The 17,507-nt window shown below is 68.9% G+C and carries 16 protein-coding genes and 2 pseudogenes; 11 read left to right on the forward strand and 7 right to left on the reverse strand.

Annotated features, from left to right (window positions below; all coding sequences use genetic code 11):
- Positions 1 to 129: 129 nt before the first annotated feature.
- The 6 genes and pseudogenes from LPA41_RS12355 (at position 130) to LPA41_RS12380 (ending at position 7,179) form a co-directional block, all read left to right on the forward strand.
- Positions 130 to 1,647 carry an MFS transporter gene (locus LPA41_RS12355; protein WP_229070268.1) on the forward strand — a complete coding sequence of 506 codons (1,518 nt, stop codon included), beginning with the start codon at positions 130 to 132 and terminating at the stop codon, positions 1,645 to 1,647.
- 481 nt (positions 1,648 to 2,128) lie between these two features.
- Positions 2,129 to 3,022 (forward strand): alpha/beta fold hydrolase, encoded by an 894-nt coding sequence (locus LPA41_RS12360; RefSeq protein ID WP_229070269.1) that lies wholly within the window; start codon positions 2,129 to 2,131, stop codon positions 3,020 to 3,022.
- Between the two features lie 215 nt (positions 3,023 to 3,237).
- A complete protein-coding gene (locus tag LPA41_RS12365) occupies positions 3,238 to 3,921 on the forward strand; it encodes a GPP34 family phosphoprotein (protein ID WP_229070270.1) in 684 nt (227 codons plus the stop codon).
- Between the two features lie 135 nt (positions 3,922 to 4,056).
- Positions 4,057 to 4,255, forward strand: a pseudogene (locus tag LPA41_RS12370) (transposase); the annotation flags it as partial.
- A gap of 634 nt (positions 4,256 to 4,889) precedes the next feature.
- On the forward strand, positions 4,890 to 6,728 hold the full coding sequence (locus LPA41_RS12375; RefSeq protein WP_229070271.1) for a hypothetical protein: 1,839 nt from the start codon (positions 4,890 to 4,892) through the stop codon (positions 6,726 to 6,728).
- 52 nt (positions 6,729 to 6,780) lie between these two features.
- Complete coding sequence (locus LPA41_RS12380; protein ID WP_229070272.1) at positions 6,781 to 7,179, forward strand: hypothetical protein; 399 nt, start codon at positions 6,781 to 6,783, stop codon at positions 7,177 to 7,179.
- A 272-nt stretch (positions 7,180 to 7,451) separates the two neighbouring features.
- On the opposite strand, the gene LPA41_RS12385 is transcribed toward LPA41_RS12380, so the two are convergent.
- Both LPA41_RS12385 and LPA41_RS12390 read right to left on the reverse strand, forming a co-directional pair.
- On the reverse strand, positions 7,452 to 7,640 hold the full coding sequence (locus LPA41_RS12385) for a hypothetical protein (RefSeq protein WP_229070273.1): 189 nt from the start codon (positions 7,638 to 7,640) through the stop codon (positions 7,452 to 7,454).
- A 34-nt stretch (positions 7,641 to 7,674) separates the two neighbouring features.
- Positions 7,675 to 8,007 (reverse strand): hypothetical protein, encoded by a 333-nt coding sequence (locus LPA41_RS12390; protein ID WP_229070274.1) that lies wholly within the window; start codon positions 8,005 to 8,007, stop codon positions 7,675 to 7,677.
- Positions 8,008 to 8,464: 457 nt separating this feature from the next.
- On the opposite strand from LPA41_RS12390, the gene LPA41_RS12395 reads away from it, so the two are divergent.
- From LPA41_RS12395 to LPA41_RS12410, 4 genes and pseudogenes are all read left to right on the forward strand, one after another.
- Complete coding sequence (locus LPA41_RS12395; protein WP_229070275.1) at positions 8,465 to 9,088, forward strand: SGNH/GDSL hydrolase family protein; 624 nt, start codon at positions 8,465 to 8,467, stop codon at positions 9,086 to 9,088.
- Positions 9,089 to 9,342: 254 nt separating this feature from the next.
- Positions 9,343 to 9,960 (forward strand): TetR/AcrR family transcriptional regulator, encoded by a 618-nt coding sequence (locus LPA41_RS12400; RefSeq protein WP_229070276.1) that lies wholly within the window; start codon positions 9,343 to 9,345, stop codon positions 9,958 to 9,960.
- On the forward strand, positions 9,957 to 10,754 hold the full coding sequence (locus LPA41_RS12405; protein WP_229070277.1) for an NAD(P)H-dependent oxidoreductase: 798 nt from the start codon (positions 9,957 to 9,959) through the stop codon (positions 10,752 to 10,754). The genes LPA41_RS12400 and LPA41_RS12405 overlap by 4 nt, the downstream gene beginning before the upstream one ends.
- A gap of 417 nt (positions 10,755 to 11,171) precedes the next feature.
- Positions 11,172 to 11,531: pseudogene (locus LPA41_RS12410) on the forward strand (phosphatase PAP2 family protein); the annotation flags it as partial.
- A gap of 45 nt (positions 11,532 to 11,576) precedes the next feature.
- Here LPA41_RS12410 and LPA41_RS12415 read toward each other — a convergent pair.
- The 3 genes from LPA41_RS12415 to LPA41_RS12425 are packed head-to-tail and all read right to left on the reverse strand — an operon-like array spanning position 11,577 to position 13,982.
- Positions 11,577 to 12,257, reverse strand: coding sequence for a response regulator transcription factor (locus tag LPA41_RS12415; RefSeq protein ID WP_229070278.1), 681 nt, complete (start codon positions 12,255 to 12,257; stop codon positions 11,577 to 11,579).
- A gap of 7 nt (positions 12,258 to 12,264) precedes the next feature.
- Complete coding sequence (locus LPA41_RS12420; protein WP_229070279.1) at positions 12,265 to 13,653, reverse strand: histidine kinase; 1,389 nt, start codon at positions 13,651 to 13,653, stop codon at positions 12,265 to 12,267.
- Positions 13,650 to 13,982 carry an ANTAR domain-containing protein gene (locus tag LPA41_RS12425; RefSeq protein ID WP_229070455.1) on the reverse strand — a complete coding sequence of 111 codons (333 nt, stop codon included), beginning with the start codon at positions 13,980 to 13,982 and terminating at the stop codon, positions 13,650 to 13,652. Before LPA41_RS12425 ends, LPA41_RS12420 begins: the two co-directional genes overlap by 4 nt.
- Here LPA41_RS12425 and LPA41_RS12430 point away from each other — a divergent pair.
- The gene (locus LPA41_RS12430; protein WP_229070471.1) at positions 13,981 to 14,145 is read left to right on the forward strand and encodes a hypothetical protein; all 165 of its coding nucleotides are present in this window, start codon (positions 13,981 to 13,983) and stop codon (positions 14,143 to 14,145) included. The genes LPA41_RS12425 and LPA41_RS12430 overlap by 2 nt on opposite strands.
- A 9-nt stretch (positions 14,146 to 14,154) precedes the next feature.
- Here LPA41_RS12430 and LPA41_RS12435 read toward each other — a convergent pair whose 3' ends face one another.
- A complete protein-coding gene (locus tag LPA41_RS12435) occupies positions 14,155 to 15,207 on the reverse strand; it encodes a hypothetical protein (protein WP_229070280.1) in 1,053 nt (350 codons plus the stop codon).
- A 39-nt stretch (positions 15,208 to 15,246) separates the two neighbouring features.
- Positions 15,247 to 17,475, reverse strand: a complete 2,229-nt coding sequence (locus tag LPA41_RS12440; RefSeq protein ID WP_229070281.1) for a bifunctional diguanylate cyclase/phosphodiesterase — start codon at positions 17,473 to 17,475, stop codon at positions 15,247 to 15,249.
- Positions 17,476 to 17,507 lie beyond the last annotated feature (32 nt).

Consider the following 17,507-nt stretch of genomic DNA (forward strand, 5'->3'; position numbering starts at 1 on the left):
AATCAATCTGATACGCGCTTGTCCCAGTTCCGGCTGCTGGGAAGCTGCCTCGCTACCGGTGCTGACCGGATACCGGACCCTGCGGGGGCGATGACCGGCGGCCCGGAGCCGGCCACGATAATTTTCCGCATGCCTGCCGGTGTGGAACGTGTTGACGACGCTGCCGAGACCGGACGACCAGCCGATGCCCCGGCCGGCCCGCCGTCGCCACCCACCGGCAGCGCAACTGCCACCGCCAGCACCGTGAGTGCCGCCGGCGGCAGCAGGCAAGCCTGGCGCGTGGTCGTCGGTTTCGGCGTGGTCAGCCTGGCCGCGGACATGGTTTACGAGGGCGCCCGATCGGTGTACGGACCGCTGCTGGCCTCGCTGGGTGCCTCCGCGGTCGTCGTCGGTCTGATCACGGGTGCCGGTGAGGCGGCGGCCCTGCTGCTTCGACTGGTGTCCGGGCCGCTGGCGGACCGCACCCGCCGGTACTGGACCTTGACGATCGTCGGCTACGGACTGACCGCGGTGTGCGTGCCGCTACTCGCCGTGACACCGGCGCTGGGCGGCGCCGGCCTGGCGGTCGCCGCCGCACTGATCCTTCTGGAACGGCTGGGCAAGGCCGTCCGCAGCCCGGCCAAGTCAGCCCTGCTCGCCGACGCCGCAAGCAGGGTCGGCATGGGCCGCGGCCTCGGCGTGCACAAGGCCCTCGACCAGATCGGCGCCTTCGCGGGGCCACTGATCGTCGCCGCGATCATCGCGACAGCGGCCGGGCTGCTGTGGCCCGCACTGGCCGCGCTCGCCGTGCCGGCAGCAGTAGCGATGCTGCTGCTGTTCACCCTCCGAAACCGAGCACAGCCGTCCCCCACAGCCGCCGGCATCCGCACCACCGGCAGCCCCGCAGCCACCAGCATCCCGGCCGCCAACACTCCCACCACCGCCAGCACCCCGGCCGCGAGCATTCCCGCCGCCGCCAGCGCTCCGGCCACCAGTACTCCGGCCGCGGCCGGCACTCCCTCAGTCCCCCGCACTCCCTCAGTCCCCCGCACTCCCGCAGTCCCCGGCACTCTCGCCGCGCGGGTGACGTCGGCGACCGGGCTGAAGTCGCTGCCTGCCCGCTTCCACTGGTTCGCGGCAGCGATGGCGTTGTGCACCGCGGGCCTGGTGACCTTCGGGCTGATCGGCTTCCACCTCGTACGCGCAGGAGTGGTCGCCACCGCCGCGGTGCCGCTGACCTACGCGGCCGCGATGGCCGCCGGAGCGCTCGCGGCGTTGGTGACCGGCCTGTCGTACGACCGGGCCGGTCCATGGGTTCTGATAGTTCTACCCGCGATGATCGCCGCCGTCCCCGCGCTGGTCTTCACCGGCGGCCTGCCCGCCGCAGTAGCCGGAATCCTGGTGTGGGGCGCCGCCGTCGGGGTCCAGGACTCGACCGTCAAGGCCCTGGTCGCCGACTTGGTGCCCCGGAACAGCCGAGCCACCGCGTACGGCATTTTCGCCGCGGTGCAGGGCATCGGCGCGATCGCCGGCGGCGCCGCGGCGGGCCTGCTCTACGAACGGTCGGTGACGAGCCTGGTCGTCGCCGTGGCGCTCGTGCAGGCCGTCGCCCTGGTAACACTCATCCGCGTGCTGGCAGGCAACCGGCCGTCGAAAGCTGTGCCATAGCCGCAAGCCATGCCGTAGCCGTGGTCGGAACGCACGATGTCGGCGAACCGCACCCCTGATCCGGTCTGCCGGCACATCAGCCGTGTTCCGTACGCCGCGACAGAGCGAACTGGTGTGCTCAGGCGCGGACGCCTCCGTCGACTCCCGGCGGCACACAACGCTGACCTTGCCCGGCGAACCGGAGAACGGCCTGGCACGATCGAACGGGCACCCAGGTTCGTTGCCGGCCGCCGGCTCATCAACCGCGCAGTCCGCGGCGGCAGTCACAGCGCGCCCACCGGCTCCGTGCCCGTGGCACCACCCGGGCGCCGTTACCAAGCGGCCCGGCGGATCCACCCACCGGGCGTTTCGACAGCAGGAGGACTTGTGCGAGCGTTGGAGTTCGTCGGTGAGCAGCATCTGGATCGGCGGGAGTGCACCACGCCCGAGCTGCCGGAGGCCCAGCTCGACCTGCCGCCGAAGCCACTGGTCCGGTTCTGAGATGGACGTCGGCACAGTCGAAACGAGCCTCCTCAAGGTCGGCTGTCTTCAGGACGGTCCCGGCGACGGGTGGCCGGTCGTGCTGTCACACGGGTTCCCCTACGACGTGCATGCGTTCGACGACGTCGTTCCGCTGCTGACGGCGCACGGCGCGCGAGTGATCCGCCCCTATCAACGCGGCTTCGGTCCGACCCGGTTCCGCTCGGACGAGACGCCTCGCAGCGGTCAGCAAACGGCCCTCGGTGCCGACCTGGTCGCGCTTCTGGACGCTCTCGATCTGCAAGCTCCGATCCTGGCCGGGTACGACTGGGGCGGCCTGGCCTCCTGTGTCGCCACCGCGCTCCGGCCTGAGCGTGTCGGCGGCCTCGTGTCGATGGCCGGCTACGACATCATCGACCTTGAGCGGCAACGACACGCCTTCGATCCGGCGCTGGAAGCCGCCGTCTGGTACCAGCATCTGTTCCAGTCCGAACGTGGCCGCGAATGCCTCGACCTCCGGCGCCGGGAGCTCTGCCGCCTGCTGTGGCGTCAGTGGTCGCCGGGGTGGCCTTTCGACGACGCGACCTTCGAACGCACGGCCGTGGCGTTCGACAACCCGGACTTCGTCGACGTGGTCCTGCATCATTACCGCCACGGGCTCGGCCAGGAAGCGGGCGATCCGTTCTTTCGCGACGACGAGAAGCGTCTCGCCGCGAAGCCCCCGATCACCGTGCCGGCCGTGACGTTGGACGGCGCCGCCGATCCCCTCAAGCCCGGCGGCACGGCGCACCAGGCAAGCTTCTTCCACGCACGGCACGAGCACCGAGTGGTCGACGCCGGCCACAACCTGCCGCAGGAAGCACCCGTACCCTTCGCCGACGCGGTGCTGACCGTACGGTCCTGGCTGTCGCCCTGATCTCCTCGGTGGTCGAGGCGAATCAGCGCCGGACCTCCCCTGGCACAACGAACCTGCCGGTGAGCCTGGATGTTCCGTGCGCCGCAACAGCGGGCTGGTGTCGTCATGACTCGATGACACCAGCGATCCCTCCGCTTTGTCAGTGCCGCGATGTCACAACGACATGTGACGTGGTGTCACTGTCCGGTCGGGCGGCGCCCTCGAATACTGGTGGCATGAACACGACCATGCTGCTCGTCGAAGACCTGCTGCTTCTGCTGATGGACGACGAGACCGGCACGCCGGCCAGCGCCGGCACCCTGCCCTACGCGCTGGGCGGCGCCGTGCTCGTCGACCTGGCCCTGCTGGGGCGCGTGGACACCACCGGATCGGGCGGACTCAGCGGCGAGAAGGTGGTCGCCGTCGACGGAGAGCCGCCGGCGGACCCGCTGCTACAGCAGGCGTGGGAAAAGGTCGCCGAGAAACCGCGCGGCGTGCAGACGCTGCTGCTGCAGATCGGTGGCAACCTGTGGAACGAGGTCGTCGACCGGCTGGTCGAGCGGGGCCTGGTGCGCCGCGAGAGCCGCAAGGTGCTCGGCCTTTTCAACATGACCCGGCTGCCGGCCGGCGACGGCCAGCGTGAGCAGGAGATACGCGACCGAATCCGAGCCGTGCTGGTCGACGGCGCGGAACCCGACACCCGCACCGCGGCGCTGATCGCGTTGCTCTCCGCGAGCGGTGCCCTGCCGTCCCTACGTCCGCAACTGGCCTGGTCGACCCCGGTGATCAAGCGGGCCAAGGAGCTGGAGCAGGGCAACTGGGGAGCGTCCGCGGTGAACACGGCCGTGGCCCGCACCGCCGCGGCGATCGCCGCCTCCACCGCCACGGTCGCCGTCACCGTCATCACAGCGACGAACTGACCCGACGACCGCAGGGCCGCCGGGCCGCGACCGGGCGGCCGGCGGCCGGCGCCCAAGCGCGGTCGGGCGCGTCAGGCCGCCGCCTGCTAGGCCCTACGGGAAGGCCACCGCTTTCAACTGTCGCGCAGGTCGCCGACCTACTTCTGCAACCCGGCCAGCCCGTGGCAGCGCGGCGCCAAGGAGACACACATGGTCTGCTCCGTCAGTACTTCCCGAGGAGCAGTGATCTCGGCGTTTACACCGCCGAGGACCTGGCCGCGGTGGCCGCCGAACTCGACAACGTCCGCGCAAGGTCCTCGGTTGGGGCACCCCTGCCCAGCGGTTCACCCGATAGCTCACTGGTGGTACGACCGCAGCCCGGCTGGGCTGGTCGAGGTGACCGGCGAGGTAGCTCTCATCGGCTGCCAGATCAGCAAATTTGATCGCTAGCCCACGAGGTGCGCAGCATATGGCCTGCTGCACGGCCCGGCAAACTACGTTTAACACGTTCGGCCTCAAAAACTGAAATCCGGAGTCGGTCAGCTGGGCCGGGTCTACACGCAGGGCGCCCTAAATTGGATCCCAGGTCTGGCCGACGTCAGCTTCAGAGCACTTGCCCGAGGGCACCTACCTCAGGGGTAAGAAGCATGATCAGTCCAAGGCATCTTGCCGAAACGGCCGACAGCTACACGACTTTCGGCCGAGGCCGCCGAGCGATCGTCGATCGATTCATGCTGAAGTATTGACATTCATAACGATCAACTTCAGGCTAGGCTCGGGGCGAGCCCCGCCGTCGAGTTGGACCGTAGAAGGGTGTCGGAGCCGAGGTAATCGCTTAGTGAACGACCGGCAGGAAGGCATGGTGCATGTCGGCGCAAGAGCCCCGGCTCGACCCTGAACGATGGTGGACGCGGCTCTGGAAGTTTTTCGTCGCCCTTCTGGGGCTCTCCTTTTTTATCGCTTCTTTATCTAGTGGCTACCTTCGCCGGTTGCCGAATTGGGAGTGGTGGGAACTCTCGGCCAGGATTCTATTTGGCCTGTTGGCTTTAGTACTTGCCGCATATCTCTTTTTGAAGCGGCGCGGGAAACTTGCAAGGGAGGAAGCTGCTCCCACTCAAGCGGCATATCCGTTTCCCAAGTTTCTCGACTCGCTATGGACAGAAGGCGCTCGACGAATTACATCCGAGTCGGTGGAAGACAACGCGAGTAACGGTAAGAAACCGGTAGATTCTAAGGGTACTGGTGAAAGTGACTACTTACGGCCAATAGCGATTTTCACCGAGTTGATCATGAACGTGTCTAAACACCGTGTACGAGTCGCCGAGACTGTTGATGTCGAGGGTCACATGATGGTTCAGCGAGTAATCGTTGAATTTGACCTTCCGCGGGGATGGGAACAGGCCAAATTTCTCTATCTCCCGGTTCTTCACCCGGTCAAGGGTGAGCTCGTTGATAATTTCCACCTGAGAGATGCTCAAGACAGCTCATTGACTGACCTTACTTACGAGGAAACTACACGTTTAGCTGCCGCCGGCTTGCGTCTCCTTATGGCTTTCGGAGACAAGGCGGTAATTGCAGCAGAGTCAGAATCGGTTGTGCCACCTGTCGCTGCCGAGGCCTCGACGGAGTGGCCGGACGCCGCGATGGTGGCCAAGGAAAAAGATTTGCTGACGCTGCTGGCGATGCGAGGGCCGGTCGACATCGAGCCCATGCAGCGCACCATCAATGAGATTCTCGAGACGTTCGAGGTGGACGATCTCACGAAGGGCTACTTACGCAGGTACGTCCTTGAACTATGCGGCGCATACCCGATAGTTGCAGTCGTGGATCCCCAGATCGTCGCCGGCGGACGTGTCTTGATCAAGTACGAGCGCACGCTCATGCCGGCCTCAGTTACTGCCGCGGCAGGTTCGAGCGAGGGGCCTCCAGCACGGAGTAGGCGTGCCAAGTTTGGTGTTAAGCGCTGGCGAGGGCTTATGAGGATTGGGATGGGGCTTCGTCCGGCTCAAGTCGCCGTACCAATCAGCCTCGCTCTTACTGCGTCGTCTTACCATTTGCGGCTTAATGCTCCGGAGAGTAAGTATGTTTTCGAGCAGCACCTGACCTGTAGCCATTGCGACCAACTAGTGACTCCTTCGTGGGTCGGATCTCGCCCTGGAGTCAAGAGGGGACCTGTGGGTACTGCCAAATGTACTCACAAGGCTGGCGTTGAACCGTCAGCGCATCGCTTCGACGATCGCCATTACTTTAGGTTGCAGCGGCGCCACGGTCAGAACTTCGTACATCTGTACATGCGAGGTTTCGGCGCTGCCAAACCGAAAATGCATGACCTCCAGGTGGTCGCCCGCTTCAAGGAGGTTCCACCCGGGTCAAGACTGCAGGCCGCAGTTACAGCTTTCGCCACGACTGTCCTGGTGATCGTGGTGGGTTACATGGTGTCCAATCATCGAGTCGCCCCTGAGAGTGACTATCCCGCCGTAATCCTGGCGCTACCGGCAGTGGTTGCGTCGTGGTTTGGCATCGCTTCCGAGAGAAATGCCTTGGTAGGGGGTTCCCTGTTGGCCAGGCTCTCCCTCATAGTGAGCGGCGTGCTGTCGATCGCCTCGATCGTGACATACCTGATGACTGCGCCTACGGAGGCCGGGAGTTCCCCGCCACCTCCGCAGGTCAGCCTACTTGGCGTCACCCATAAGGCGTGGATCGCGTTATCCCTCTTGTCACTTGTCAACTTCGTATATATTTACTACAGGTTCGTTCTCAAATTGATCCATTACCGTGATCTTATGCGTCGGAAGCAAGGTCATGGATCAACTATGAAGATCGCTTAAGGATGGAGGGGTGATGGCGGGAAGAAGAACATCGGCCAGCAATGATGACGCGATGTGGGTCGTCGAGCCGACCGACTTCGTGTCCCCCTACGCTCCACTGAGTGACTCGATCTTCGACCACGAGGTGCGATTACGCGCTGCTTGGCAACTGGCTGTCGCTAGCCTCGAGCGCAGTGCGCGCACGAGCGACACGCCGGAAGAAGCTCCGGCGGGCGGGTCCGAGGAGGCAAAGTTCTTGTCGGACAAGCCTGACGACTCCCTGCCTGCGATTATTCAGAAGCTTCAGAAGCACATTCACGACATTCAGGAGGAGCGGGAGAAGGCGGATGACGCCGCGATCGAAGACGATGGCCCAACGCCTGCCGTTGAGGCGCCCGCGCAGTCTGCGCGACGCTCAGTAAGCGGTGCGTTTGGCAGGCTGACACGGCGCACGCCCCCAAACCCGGCCTGACGAATCGGGTCGGTTGCCCGACGACTCAAAGCTCGCCTGGCTGGCCGAACCGACCGAGTGCCAAGGCCACGCGCCTTCACGTCGTTGCGGCGGCCGGCTGCGGTTCGCTCAAAGACCGTGTCCGTGTGCAGGCCACGGCTTCCTCGGTCACCGTGTGGCCTCGATGACCGCCGGCTCCCGTCTGAGGAGTCGGCTACGACTGCACTGGGAGGCTTGTCGGCGCGGCCGACATCGCCGCGACCGTACAGCCGTAAAATAAAGGTTCGGTGCACTCATATGCCGCAGTCCAAGACACTGCTGGACAGCGTGCGCGCCCACACGCTCTCGAACTCGGCTTTCGTGATCTTGAAGTCGCTCCACTTGTCGTCGAAGTCGTAAGGGCTCGCTTTGCCGAGACCGCTGTGGCGGTCCTCCTGGCTGCTTGGGTCGTAGCGCAAAACGCGGCCGGCGTCGTACACCACGGCTGACGAGTGCGCTCACGTCAACGCACTGGCTCTATGGCAAAAACCTCTTCTGGCGGCGAGCGAGTAGGACCACGCCGAATACCGTGATCCCGGAAGCCATGGCCGCTGTGACGCCTCTGGTGACACGAGCCTCCCGGCACCCTCGGTCCATTTTCTTACGGTAGAACTCGTAGTCCGGGTCGGCGGAGTCCGGTGCTGGCGGGGTCAACCAGAACACGTTGCCGCAGTCCATGTCCTTCGGGTGGTCGCCGCCCGGCTCCGGAGCCTGGAGCGGAGCCGCGAGCAAGGCCACGACGACCAGGCCTCCGGCGACCGCCAACCAGCGGCCCATGCCCTGCGAGTAGTTACGGAAGCCGATCTTCACACGTCGACCTTATCCGCGCGGACAAAGTCGAAAGTCAGCTCGCTGGCCGCTACCTCCGGCAGTGGCCCCGGCGATCGACCGCGTTGTCGACGTCACCAGCGCCGGTCGAGCCATTCGATAAGCCGCACCTCACTGCGTCGCAACTCCGCACGCTCCAACTTCGGCAGCGTGTCCAGCGGATCCGGTAGCTCCCGGCGCGCGGGGACGTGAACCTGGTTCCCCGAGTACTCGCGGCAGTCGGCACACCAGGCCAGGCTGATGCACCGCTCGAAAAAGCGGTCCTCCAGAGGGTAGTGGTGGCGGACTGACCGTAGCGGGACCGCCCATTGTCCGGCGTTCGGCGATACGGCACATCGGCAATGCATGCCTATGCCGGGCGGGCTGAATGATGATGTGGACACCACCTGAGCGGTTGCCGACCTGTCGGCCGGTGTCCGCGCGGCCATAACGTGCCCGCATGATCGGCCTCTTCGGCTTCCTTCTCGCCATGATCGTGGCCGTACCAGTGGCGGTGTTCGGGGTGTTCGTGGCCCAGATCCGTACCGTCCACCGCACCGTGCCTCTGGTCGTGCAGCCGCCGCGCGGTGAAGGGCTGCTCGGCCCGCGGTTCCCCGGCCGTCCCTTGCGCCTGACGGTGCTCGGTGACTCGTTCGCGGCCGGGTACGGCGCGACGAAACCCCGCGAGACCCTCGGCGTCCTGCTGGCCACCGCCCTGTCCCGGCACGCCCGGCGTCAGGTGCACCTGCATCGGGCGGCAGTCGTCGGCGCCATGTCCTCGCATCTGGCACACCAGGTGGACGGCGCCCTGCGGTACGCCCCGGAGGTCGCTGTCATCTACATCGGGGGCAACGACGTCACCCGGTTCGCACCTCTGGACCAGTCCGCCCGGGAACTCGGTGACGCGGTCGCTCGTCTCCGGGAAACCGGCTGCCACGTCTTCGTCGGGACATGCCCGGATCTGCGGATCCTGCGCGCCGAGGGCGTCCTCCTCCGGGACCGTCATGACCCGGCTCGCCGAGCGTACGGTGCTCGGCCCGGCATGCCTGTCCGGTGCTCGGACAGGCATGCCTTGCCGCTGTGAGCGGCCACGCAGCGCGACCACTGTGGTGGTGTGCAAGGCTCACTGATCTTCCTCGACCTGACGCTCACCGGACCACCGCACCGTGGCGCTCACTTCTCCGGGCCGGGCTCCCCGTTCCCGGCGCGGATCGTTGAGGTGTCGGCGACAACACCGGGTGGCCGTGGCCGAGGCACGCGCGACGGCCGACAACTTACTTGTGGTAACTTACTGAAAGTAAGTTGTTCTGCCCTTCACCGGAAACGGAAGGAGCCGGCGTGAGCGACCGCCCCACCCCGGGCACCCGGCGGCGGCTGTCCAAGCAGGAACGTCACACCCAGCTGCTCCGGGTCGCCCGCGAACTGATCCGCGACTCGGGCACCGGCGAGTTCACCCTGGCCCGGCTCGCCGAGCGCGCCGGAGTGACCAAACCCCTGGTGTACGACCACTTCGGCGACCGTGCCGGTGTCCTCGCCGAGCTGTACCGGGAGTTCGAGTCCCGTCAGCGGGACACGCTCCGGGCGGCCCTCGACGAGACGGAACCCGACCTGCCGACGGTGGCGGGTCTCGTCGCGGGCGCGTACATCGACTGCTGCCTTGCCGAGGGCCGCGAACTGGCCGATGTCGTCGCCGCGCTGACCGGCTCGGCCACCCTCAACCGGCTGCGCCAGGAGGCCGAGGACGCCTACCTCACCATGTGCCGCGAGGCGCTGGCGCCCCTCGCCGGCCCGATCGACACGGCCGGTCTGCGGGCGATCGTCGGTGCCGGTGACGCGCTGGCCCGCAGCGCCCTGGACGACCGGATCAGCGCCACCCGCGCCCGTGACGTGCTCACCCGCGTGATCACCGCCGTCGCCACCGAGAAGCGCCACACCACGCGCGAGGAGACCTCATGACCATCACACACACCCCGCAGCCGGGCACCGCCCTCTGGGTGTACGCGCACCCCCGCCGCGAATCCTTCAACGACCGTCTCTTCCGGGACGGCACCGAGGCGTTGTCCGAGCACTACCGGACGACGACCTCCGACCTGTACGGGCAGGGCTTCGACCCGGTGCTCGGTGACCGCGACCTCGGTGACCTGGCCGCCAAGCCCGGGAACATCGGCGTGCTGGGCGGGGAGGCGTACACCCGGGGCGAGTTGCCCGCCGATGTGCGCGACGAACAGGCGAAGCTGGCCGCCGCGGAGTTGCTCGTCCTTCAGTTTCCGCTCTGGTGGTACGGGCCACCGGCGATCCTCAAGGGCTGGTTCGACCGGGTGCTCACCAGCGGGTTCGCCTACGGTGACATCGACGAGGAGCTCGGCGTCCCCCGGCGGTACGGCGACGGCGGCCTCGCCGGGCGCCGGGCCCTGATCGTGGTGACCGCCGGCGAGGACGCCGGCTCGATCGGCCCGCGCGGCATCAGCGGCGACGTCGACTCGCTGCTGTTCCCGATCACCCACGGCGTGCTGTGGTACGTCGGCATCGACGTCCTCGACCTGCACGTCGTCCACGACGCCGACGCCCTGGACGCCGCCGGGGTCGAGCGCGAGGCCGCACGCCTTCGGGAGAGGCTGCGCACCGTCGGCACCGAACCGACGCGGCCGTTCCGGCGTCTGCGCGACGGCGACTACCGCACGTCGCGGGCCCTGGCCGAGGATGTACTGCCCGGCCGCACCGACCTCGGCATCCACCTCGCCGGCGGCTGAGCTCAGGACGACGAATTCAGGACTTTCCGAACCGCCGGCGGGCTCGCCACGCAGTGGTCAACCCTGACGATCGTCGGGGGTGCGGGGTTGCCGTTCGGCTCGGGTTTCCGGCTGTTCTCGCTTCTACGGTCGGTCACCATGAAACGAGGAACACGAGCAACGAGCGGGGCCGGCCGTCTGCTGGCTGCCGCCGCAGTCCTGGTGTCGACGGCGGCGGCGGTCGCCTGGCTTGCTCCGGGCGGGTTGGGCCGGGCCGGGGCGGTGCGGGTCACCGATGGCGTTTCGGTGTCCGGGTACCGAGCGGTCACCGGGACGGCGGCCGGCGCGCCGTCGTGGCTCGGTCCGGTGCTGGAGGTGGCCACCGAGGGCACCCTGGTGCTCCTGGGCGTGCTGCTGGCCGGGATGTGGTGGACGGCGATGCGTCGCCGGGACGTACGAGGAATCGCCGGGACCGTGCTGATCGGTTGCGGCACCGTGGTGGCGTACGCGGTCAGTGAGGCACTCAAGCTGGTGGTGGACGAGGAACGGCCGTGCCGCGCGCTGCGCACGGGGCTCGAGGTGATCGCCGACTGCCCGGAAACCGGTGACTGGTCCTTCCCGAGCAACCACGCCACTTTGGCCGCCGGACTGGCCGTCGGGCTGGCGGTGCTGTGGCCGCGCCTTGCCGTGCTCACGTTGTCCCTCGCCGGGGCTGCCGCGGTGCTGCGGGTGCTGGTGGGCGTTCACTATCCGCACGACGTCCTGGCCGGGGCGATGCTCGGCGCCGCGGTGGTGGCCGCTGTCCTGCTGGCGTTCCTGCCGCCGGCCGGGCGGGTGGTGTCGTCACTGCTGCGCCGGTGGTGGACCGGTCAGCCCCGCTTCATGGGCGACCACCGCGGCCGCGGCCCGGTTGTCCACGCCCAGCCTGGCCAGGATGGAGCTCACGTGCGCCTTGACCGTTCCTTCGACCACGGTCAGCCGCCGGGCGATCTGCGCGTTGGACAGTCCGCTGCCGAGGAAGGCCAGCACGTCGCGTTCCCGGGGGCTGAGGGCGTCGACCCGGTCACGGGCGCTGGTACGCCGCGCGGCCACGGTGTCCGCGCCGGTCGCGGCGAGGTGCGCCACGACGCGGGCCGCGACTTTCGGTGACAGGTAGGCGGCGCCGTCGGCCACCGCGCGTACCCCCATGATCAGTTCTTCGGGTTCGCCGGACTTGATCAGGAAGCCGGCGGCGCCGCCGCCGAGCGCCCGCAGGATGTAGTCGTCCTCCCCGAACGTCGTCAGGATGAGCACGCGGGTGGCCGGCACGGTCCGGCGAAGCTCCGCCATCGCGTCGATGCCGTTCAGACCGGGCATCCGGATGTCGAGGACGGCCACCTCGGGCCGGTGCCGGCGCGCCAGCTCGACGGCGTCGTGTCCGTCGCCGGCCTCGCCGATGACGTCGATGTCCGCGGCGGTGGCGAGAATCGCGCGCAGCCCGGCGCGGATCATCGGCTCGTCGTCGGCGATCAGGACGCGGATCATCGGCGGCTCACGGGGTGACGGTGTCCCGGGACACCAGCACGTCGCCGCGGAAGCAGAGCCGGTAGACGTCTCCGGAACGGTCGTCGAAGCGGTCGGCCGTCATCGCGTAGTACTCGCACGTCAACCCCTCTGCGGTCGGCTCGGCGGTCAGTGGCCGGTGGTTCGTCTGCCGGCGCGGCAGCACACGCTCCACCTCGGAACGATCCTGCCCGATGCGCAGGCGGGCGTAGTCACCCGGATCCAGGACCGCCTGCGATGCGGACAGCGTCTCCCGGACCGCCAGGGCCCCGCTCAGCAGCGCACCGGTGACCAGCGGCACCATCACCGCGATGACCAGGGACCGGCCCAGGCGCCGCCGGGCACGTCGATGTTCGTGCGGCAGCGCCCGGTGGGTCCGGGGCGCCGCCGGCGATGGCGCGGGGGTGTGCGGGATCCGTGCGGTGACGGCGAATCCTCCGTGGCGCGGGCCGTACTCGAAGGTGCCGCCGGCCAGCCGTACCCGTTCGGTGAGACCGACCAGGCCATGCCCGCCGCCGGGAGACCGGGCCGGCACGCCGGCCGACGCTGGCGGGCCGTTCTCCACCACGATCGTCGTCGCGGCCGCCGTATGCGTCACAGCAATGCTCGCCGCCGCTCCGGGCGCGTGTCTGGCCACGTTGGTCAGGGCTTCCTGCGCGACCCGGTGCACGGCCAGCTCGGCCATCGGCGGCAGCTCGGCCGCGCCGTCGATGCGCAACTCGACGGTCAGCCCCGACGCGGACGCCGCGGCCGTCAGCGCCTCGAGATCGGGACCGTGTACGTCCATCGGGGCGCTGTCGGTCTGCTCGCGCAGCACACCGATCACCTCGCCGAGGCGCTCCACCGCGGCCCCGGCCCGGGCCCGGAGATCCGCGGCCGCCTCGCGATGATGCTCGTCCAGGCCCGGCGCGAGCTTCAACGCGCCCGCGGACAGCGCGATCAGGCTGAGGTCGTGGCCGAGCAGGTCGTGCATGTCCTGGGCGATCCGCGCCCGTTCGCGCAGCCGCGCCTGCTCGGCGACCAGCCGCTGTTCCCGCTGCGCCTGCTCGGCCCGTTCCCAGCCGGCCCGGGCGAGATCCTGGTACTGGCGCCAGAACCGTCCCGCGAACCACGGCACCATCGTGGCGCCGACGAACACGAGCAGGAACCGGTCGGCCAGCGGCAGCCAACCCGGCACCAGCGAGAACACCACCACACCGGCCGCGAGCACCGCCACCAGCGCGAGCACTGCCGAGCCTGTCCGGCCCGGGCGCCGACCGGCCAGGAACGCGGCGACCACGGTCGGCAGCACCCACCACACGCTCACCATGCTCAGGCCGGCAAAAATCACCATGGCACCCGGCAGAAGACCTGCCGGGTCAACGATCACGCGCTTCACCGGGGCGACGCTACGGGCTTCGGGCCACCGCCGGACACTGCCGAAAGACACATGGGCGTACGCGGCCGTGGAGCCGCCGCTACGCGGGGTCGCCGCGGGACGGGAGTCCGGGCAGGGAGTTCGGGTCGGTGACGGCTTGGCCGGCGACGTGGTGCAGGGCGCTGGTTGGTGTGCCGTGCGTAGGCGCGCAGCAGGGTGAAGGCCTCGTCGACGCTGATGTCGTGGGCGTGGGCGATCGCTCCTTTGGCCTGTTCGATCAGGATCCGGCTGGTCAGCGCCGACTGCAGCTGCTGGGCCAGGCGGCGCAGCCGCAGAGGGAGAGCGTGCATGGAACGGAACCCGGCAGCCCTGGCGTGGGGTGCGAACTGCGGCCAGCGTTCCGCGGCGCCGCACAGATCGGTGCTGATCACCGGCTCGCGCTGGTGGAACGCGTCCACGCACGGGCCGTTGGTGACGGGTGCGGACACTGCTGCTTACCCACCGTCCGGGTGACGGCTTTCGTCAGCGGTCCGGGTCGTGGCGGACTCCCCACGTGACGAGGGCCAGCAGGAGTCCGATCGGGATTGCTCCGGCGACCAGCACGATGTCGGAGTCGGCGTCGTGGATCGCGGGGTTGCCCGCGAGCGCGGTCCACGGCGCACCGGCCTGCGTGACGGTCCCTGCCACGGTGAGGATCATGAACGTCACCGGCATCAGCGTGGCGGCCAGGATCGCCACACCGCCGTAGCGGGCCGCGTGCGACGCGATGTCGTGGCGGGCGCCGGCGAGCGCGACGACGGCGACCACGAGCAGCACGGTGAACGCGAGGATGCCGAGCCAGCGGCCGCCGCTGGGCATCGGCTGGACGAGTCGCACAAGCCACGGCACGGCGCCGGCGAGCACCGCCGTCACCAGGGCCGCACGCGCGCGCGGCCGCCCGGTCGCGGCGGCACCGGCGACCGCGACGAGTGCCAGCAGCGAGCCGGCGGCGGCGCTGCCCAGGTTGAGCCCGGTCTCCACATCGGTCGGCGATTCGGTGGCGGTGACCACGCCCGCGGCGACGGCGGCCACCAGTGCCGCGGCGAAGGTGACGCCCGGCCCGGGAACAGGTGACGCCGGTCGGCCGGGGTGGTCGTTGCTCGGTTCGGCCGGGGTGGCGGCCCGAGCAGGGATGGGAATCACGGCGCCGCCGCAGATCAGCGCGACGACAGCGGCACCGATGAAGAAGGCCGTGGTGCCGGAGGTGAAGCCGGCACGGTCCAGCCAGATGTCGGTGGCCAGCCAGGCGCCGCCCGCGATCAGTGCCCCCAGCGAAGCCCACCGGCCACCGCGACCGAGAACGATCAGCGTGACCACCAGCGCGAGCAGGGCACCCCAGCGCAGTTCCCGCGCCCAGTAGGTGTTGTTCTCCCCGAACGCGTCCGGCCCGGCCGGCTCACTCAGCGGCTGAAGTTCGGTGACGCCGACAGCCCACAGCACGGCGGCAGCGGCGGCCAGGAGAAGCAGCACGAGGCGTCCCGCCACGACCGGAACCGTGCGAGCGCGATCTCGGGCGTCGCTGTCGATCAAATCCATGGCGGCACGCTACCGGAATGCGGGCCGGCGCTCCGGCCGCTATGCGGTGACGGCGGATTCGGCCGGCCGCAGCCGGTCGAGGTCGGCGGCGGCGACAGGCCGGCCGAAGTGGTAGCCCTGCAGCAGGCGGTACCCGAGGCCGTACAGGACGTCGGCTTGTTCCGCGGTCTCCACGCCCTCGGCCACCGCGGTCAGGCCCAGGCCTTCGCAGACGTGGATCAGGGCCTCGGCGATCACCCGGTGTTCGCCGGCGCCGGCGATGTCGTCGACGAACGACTTGTCGACCTTGAGGATGTCGACCGGAACTGTCCGCAGCAGCCCCAGCGAGGAGTGGCCGGTGCCGAAGTCGTCAAGCGCGATGCGTACGCCCAGGGCTCGCAGTTGATGTAAGGCCTGCACCGCCTGGCCGCCGCCGAACACGGCCGTCTCGGTGACTTCGACGGCGAGGCAGCCGGGTGGCAGACCGGTCGCGGTGAGGATGTCCGCGACGGTCTGCGGGAACCCGGGCCGGGCGAGCTGGCGCGCCGACACGTTCACGCTCAGGTACCCGGGTGCCGCTGCCGCCGTGTCGTTACGCCAGCTGACCATCTGCTCGCAGGCGGTCCGTAGCACCCAGGCGCCGAGTTCGACGATGAGCCCGTTGCGCTCGGCGACCGGGATGAAATACGCCGGGCTGATCGGGCCGCGCTCGGGATGTTCCCAGCGCACCAGCGCCTCCGCCGCCGCCATCCGGCCGTCCGGCGCGGCGACGATCGGCTGATAGACCACCCGGAACTGGCCGCCGTCCAGGGCAGCGCGGATCTCGGCGCCGAGGCGGGCCTGCTCACCGGCCCGGTCGTCGAGTGCCGGGGACCATCGGCGGTACGGTTCGCCGGTGTCCTTGGCGGCGTACATGGCCGCCTCGGCCCGGCGCAGAACCTCTGCCGGACCGGTCGCGCCGTCACTGTCCCCGATGCCGATGGCCGCTCCCACGAGCAGTTCGTTGCTGCCGGCGAGCACCGGCTCCCGCATGACCTCGGCGAGCCGCGCCGCGACCTGGTCGGCGGCACCGTCGGTGTGGCCGGGCAGCAGCACGGCGAATTCGTCGCCGCCCATCCGAGCCACCGACGCGGGGGTGGGTGCGGCTCCGCGGATCCGGGCGGCCAGCTGGCCGAGGACCTCGTCGCCGACGTGGCGGCCCAGCTCGTCATTGACGCTCTTGAAGCCGGTGAGGCCGAGGAACACCACCTGAGGAGAGTCGTGGAGCGGTATCCGGCGCAACGTGTTCTCGAAGTGCCGCCGATTGGCCGTACCTGTCAGGTCGTCGTGCGTGGCCAGGTGTTCCAGCTGATGCGTCTTGCGCTGCACCTTGCGGATCAGGCCGTGGGTGCGCACGAAGGCGAGCACGCACAGGACGATGCCCACGGTGGCGATGGCGAACCGGCCGGTCAGGCTCGCACCGGCCTGCGGCACGAACAGCATGGCCGGTGCCAGCAGGGAACAAACCGCCGTCAGAACGACCGAGCCCCTGCTGACAGCGGCATCGGCGGCCGGCGCCGGCGGGCCTTCTGCCGCCATGCTCGGGTGCAGCGCCGCGGCGCCCCAGAAGACGTAGGACAACAGCCATCCGGCCGACAACTCGTAACCGTCGCTGCCCGAATGCAGCGACAGCACCGAGAACGTGGCGTCCGCCGCGAACAGCAACAACGCACCGGCACCGAGCAGCCGTGCGCTCGGCGTGCGGGCGCCGGCGCCGATGAACAGCCGGGTCAGCAGGGCCAGGAGTACGGCGTCGGCCGCGGGATAGGCGATGCTGATGACCTTTTCCAGCACCGAGGCCGACGCGGTGGTGGCGGTCGGCTGCAGCACGAAGATCCAGAAGACAAGTCCGAGGCCGGCCGCGACCATGCCCGCGTCGACGAGGGTTTCCATGTCACTGCGGGTGCGGCTGCGGACGAACTGGAGAAGCCCGAGGACCAGTGGCGGATAGGCGGCGAGATACCAGACGTCGGCGAACGACGGGTACGGCTCCTGATGCAGTACGAAGACGTAGTAGCTCCATATCAGGTCACCGATAACCGCCGACATCTGCCCGGCCGCGAACAGATACCACATGGCAGGGCGTCGGGGCCGGTAACGGCGCACGCCCGCCACGATCATCAGCGCCGAACAGAAGCCGATCGCGTTGTAGAGCATGCTTGCGGCGACACCGTCGCGCGGCAGCAGGTAGTAGCCGACCGTCGCTGCCGTTCCCGCGACGATCCACCCGAGCAACAGCCTGTACCGCACAGCAGAGCACTTCGGCAGCCGGGCCGCCGACC

The sequence above is a fragment of the Actinoplanes sp. DH11 genome, assembly GCF_020873875.1.
Classification (GTDB): Bacteria; Actinomycetota; Actinomycetes; order Mycobacteriales; family Micromonosporaceae; genus Actinoplanes.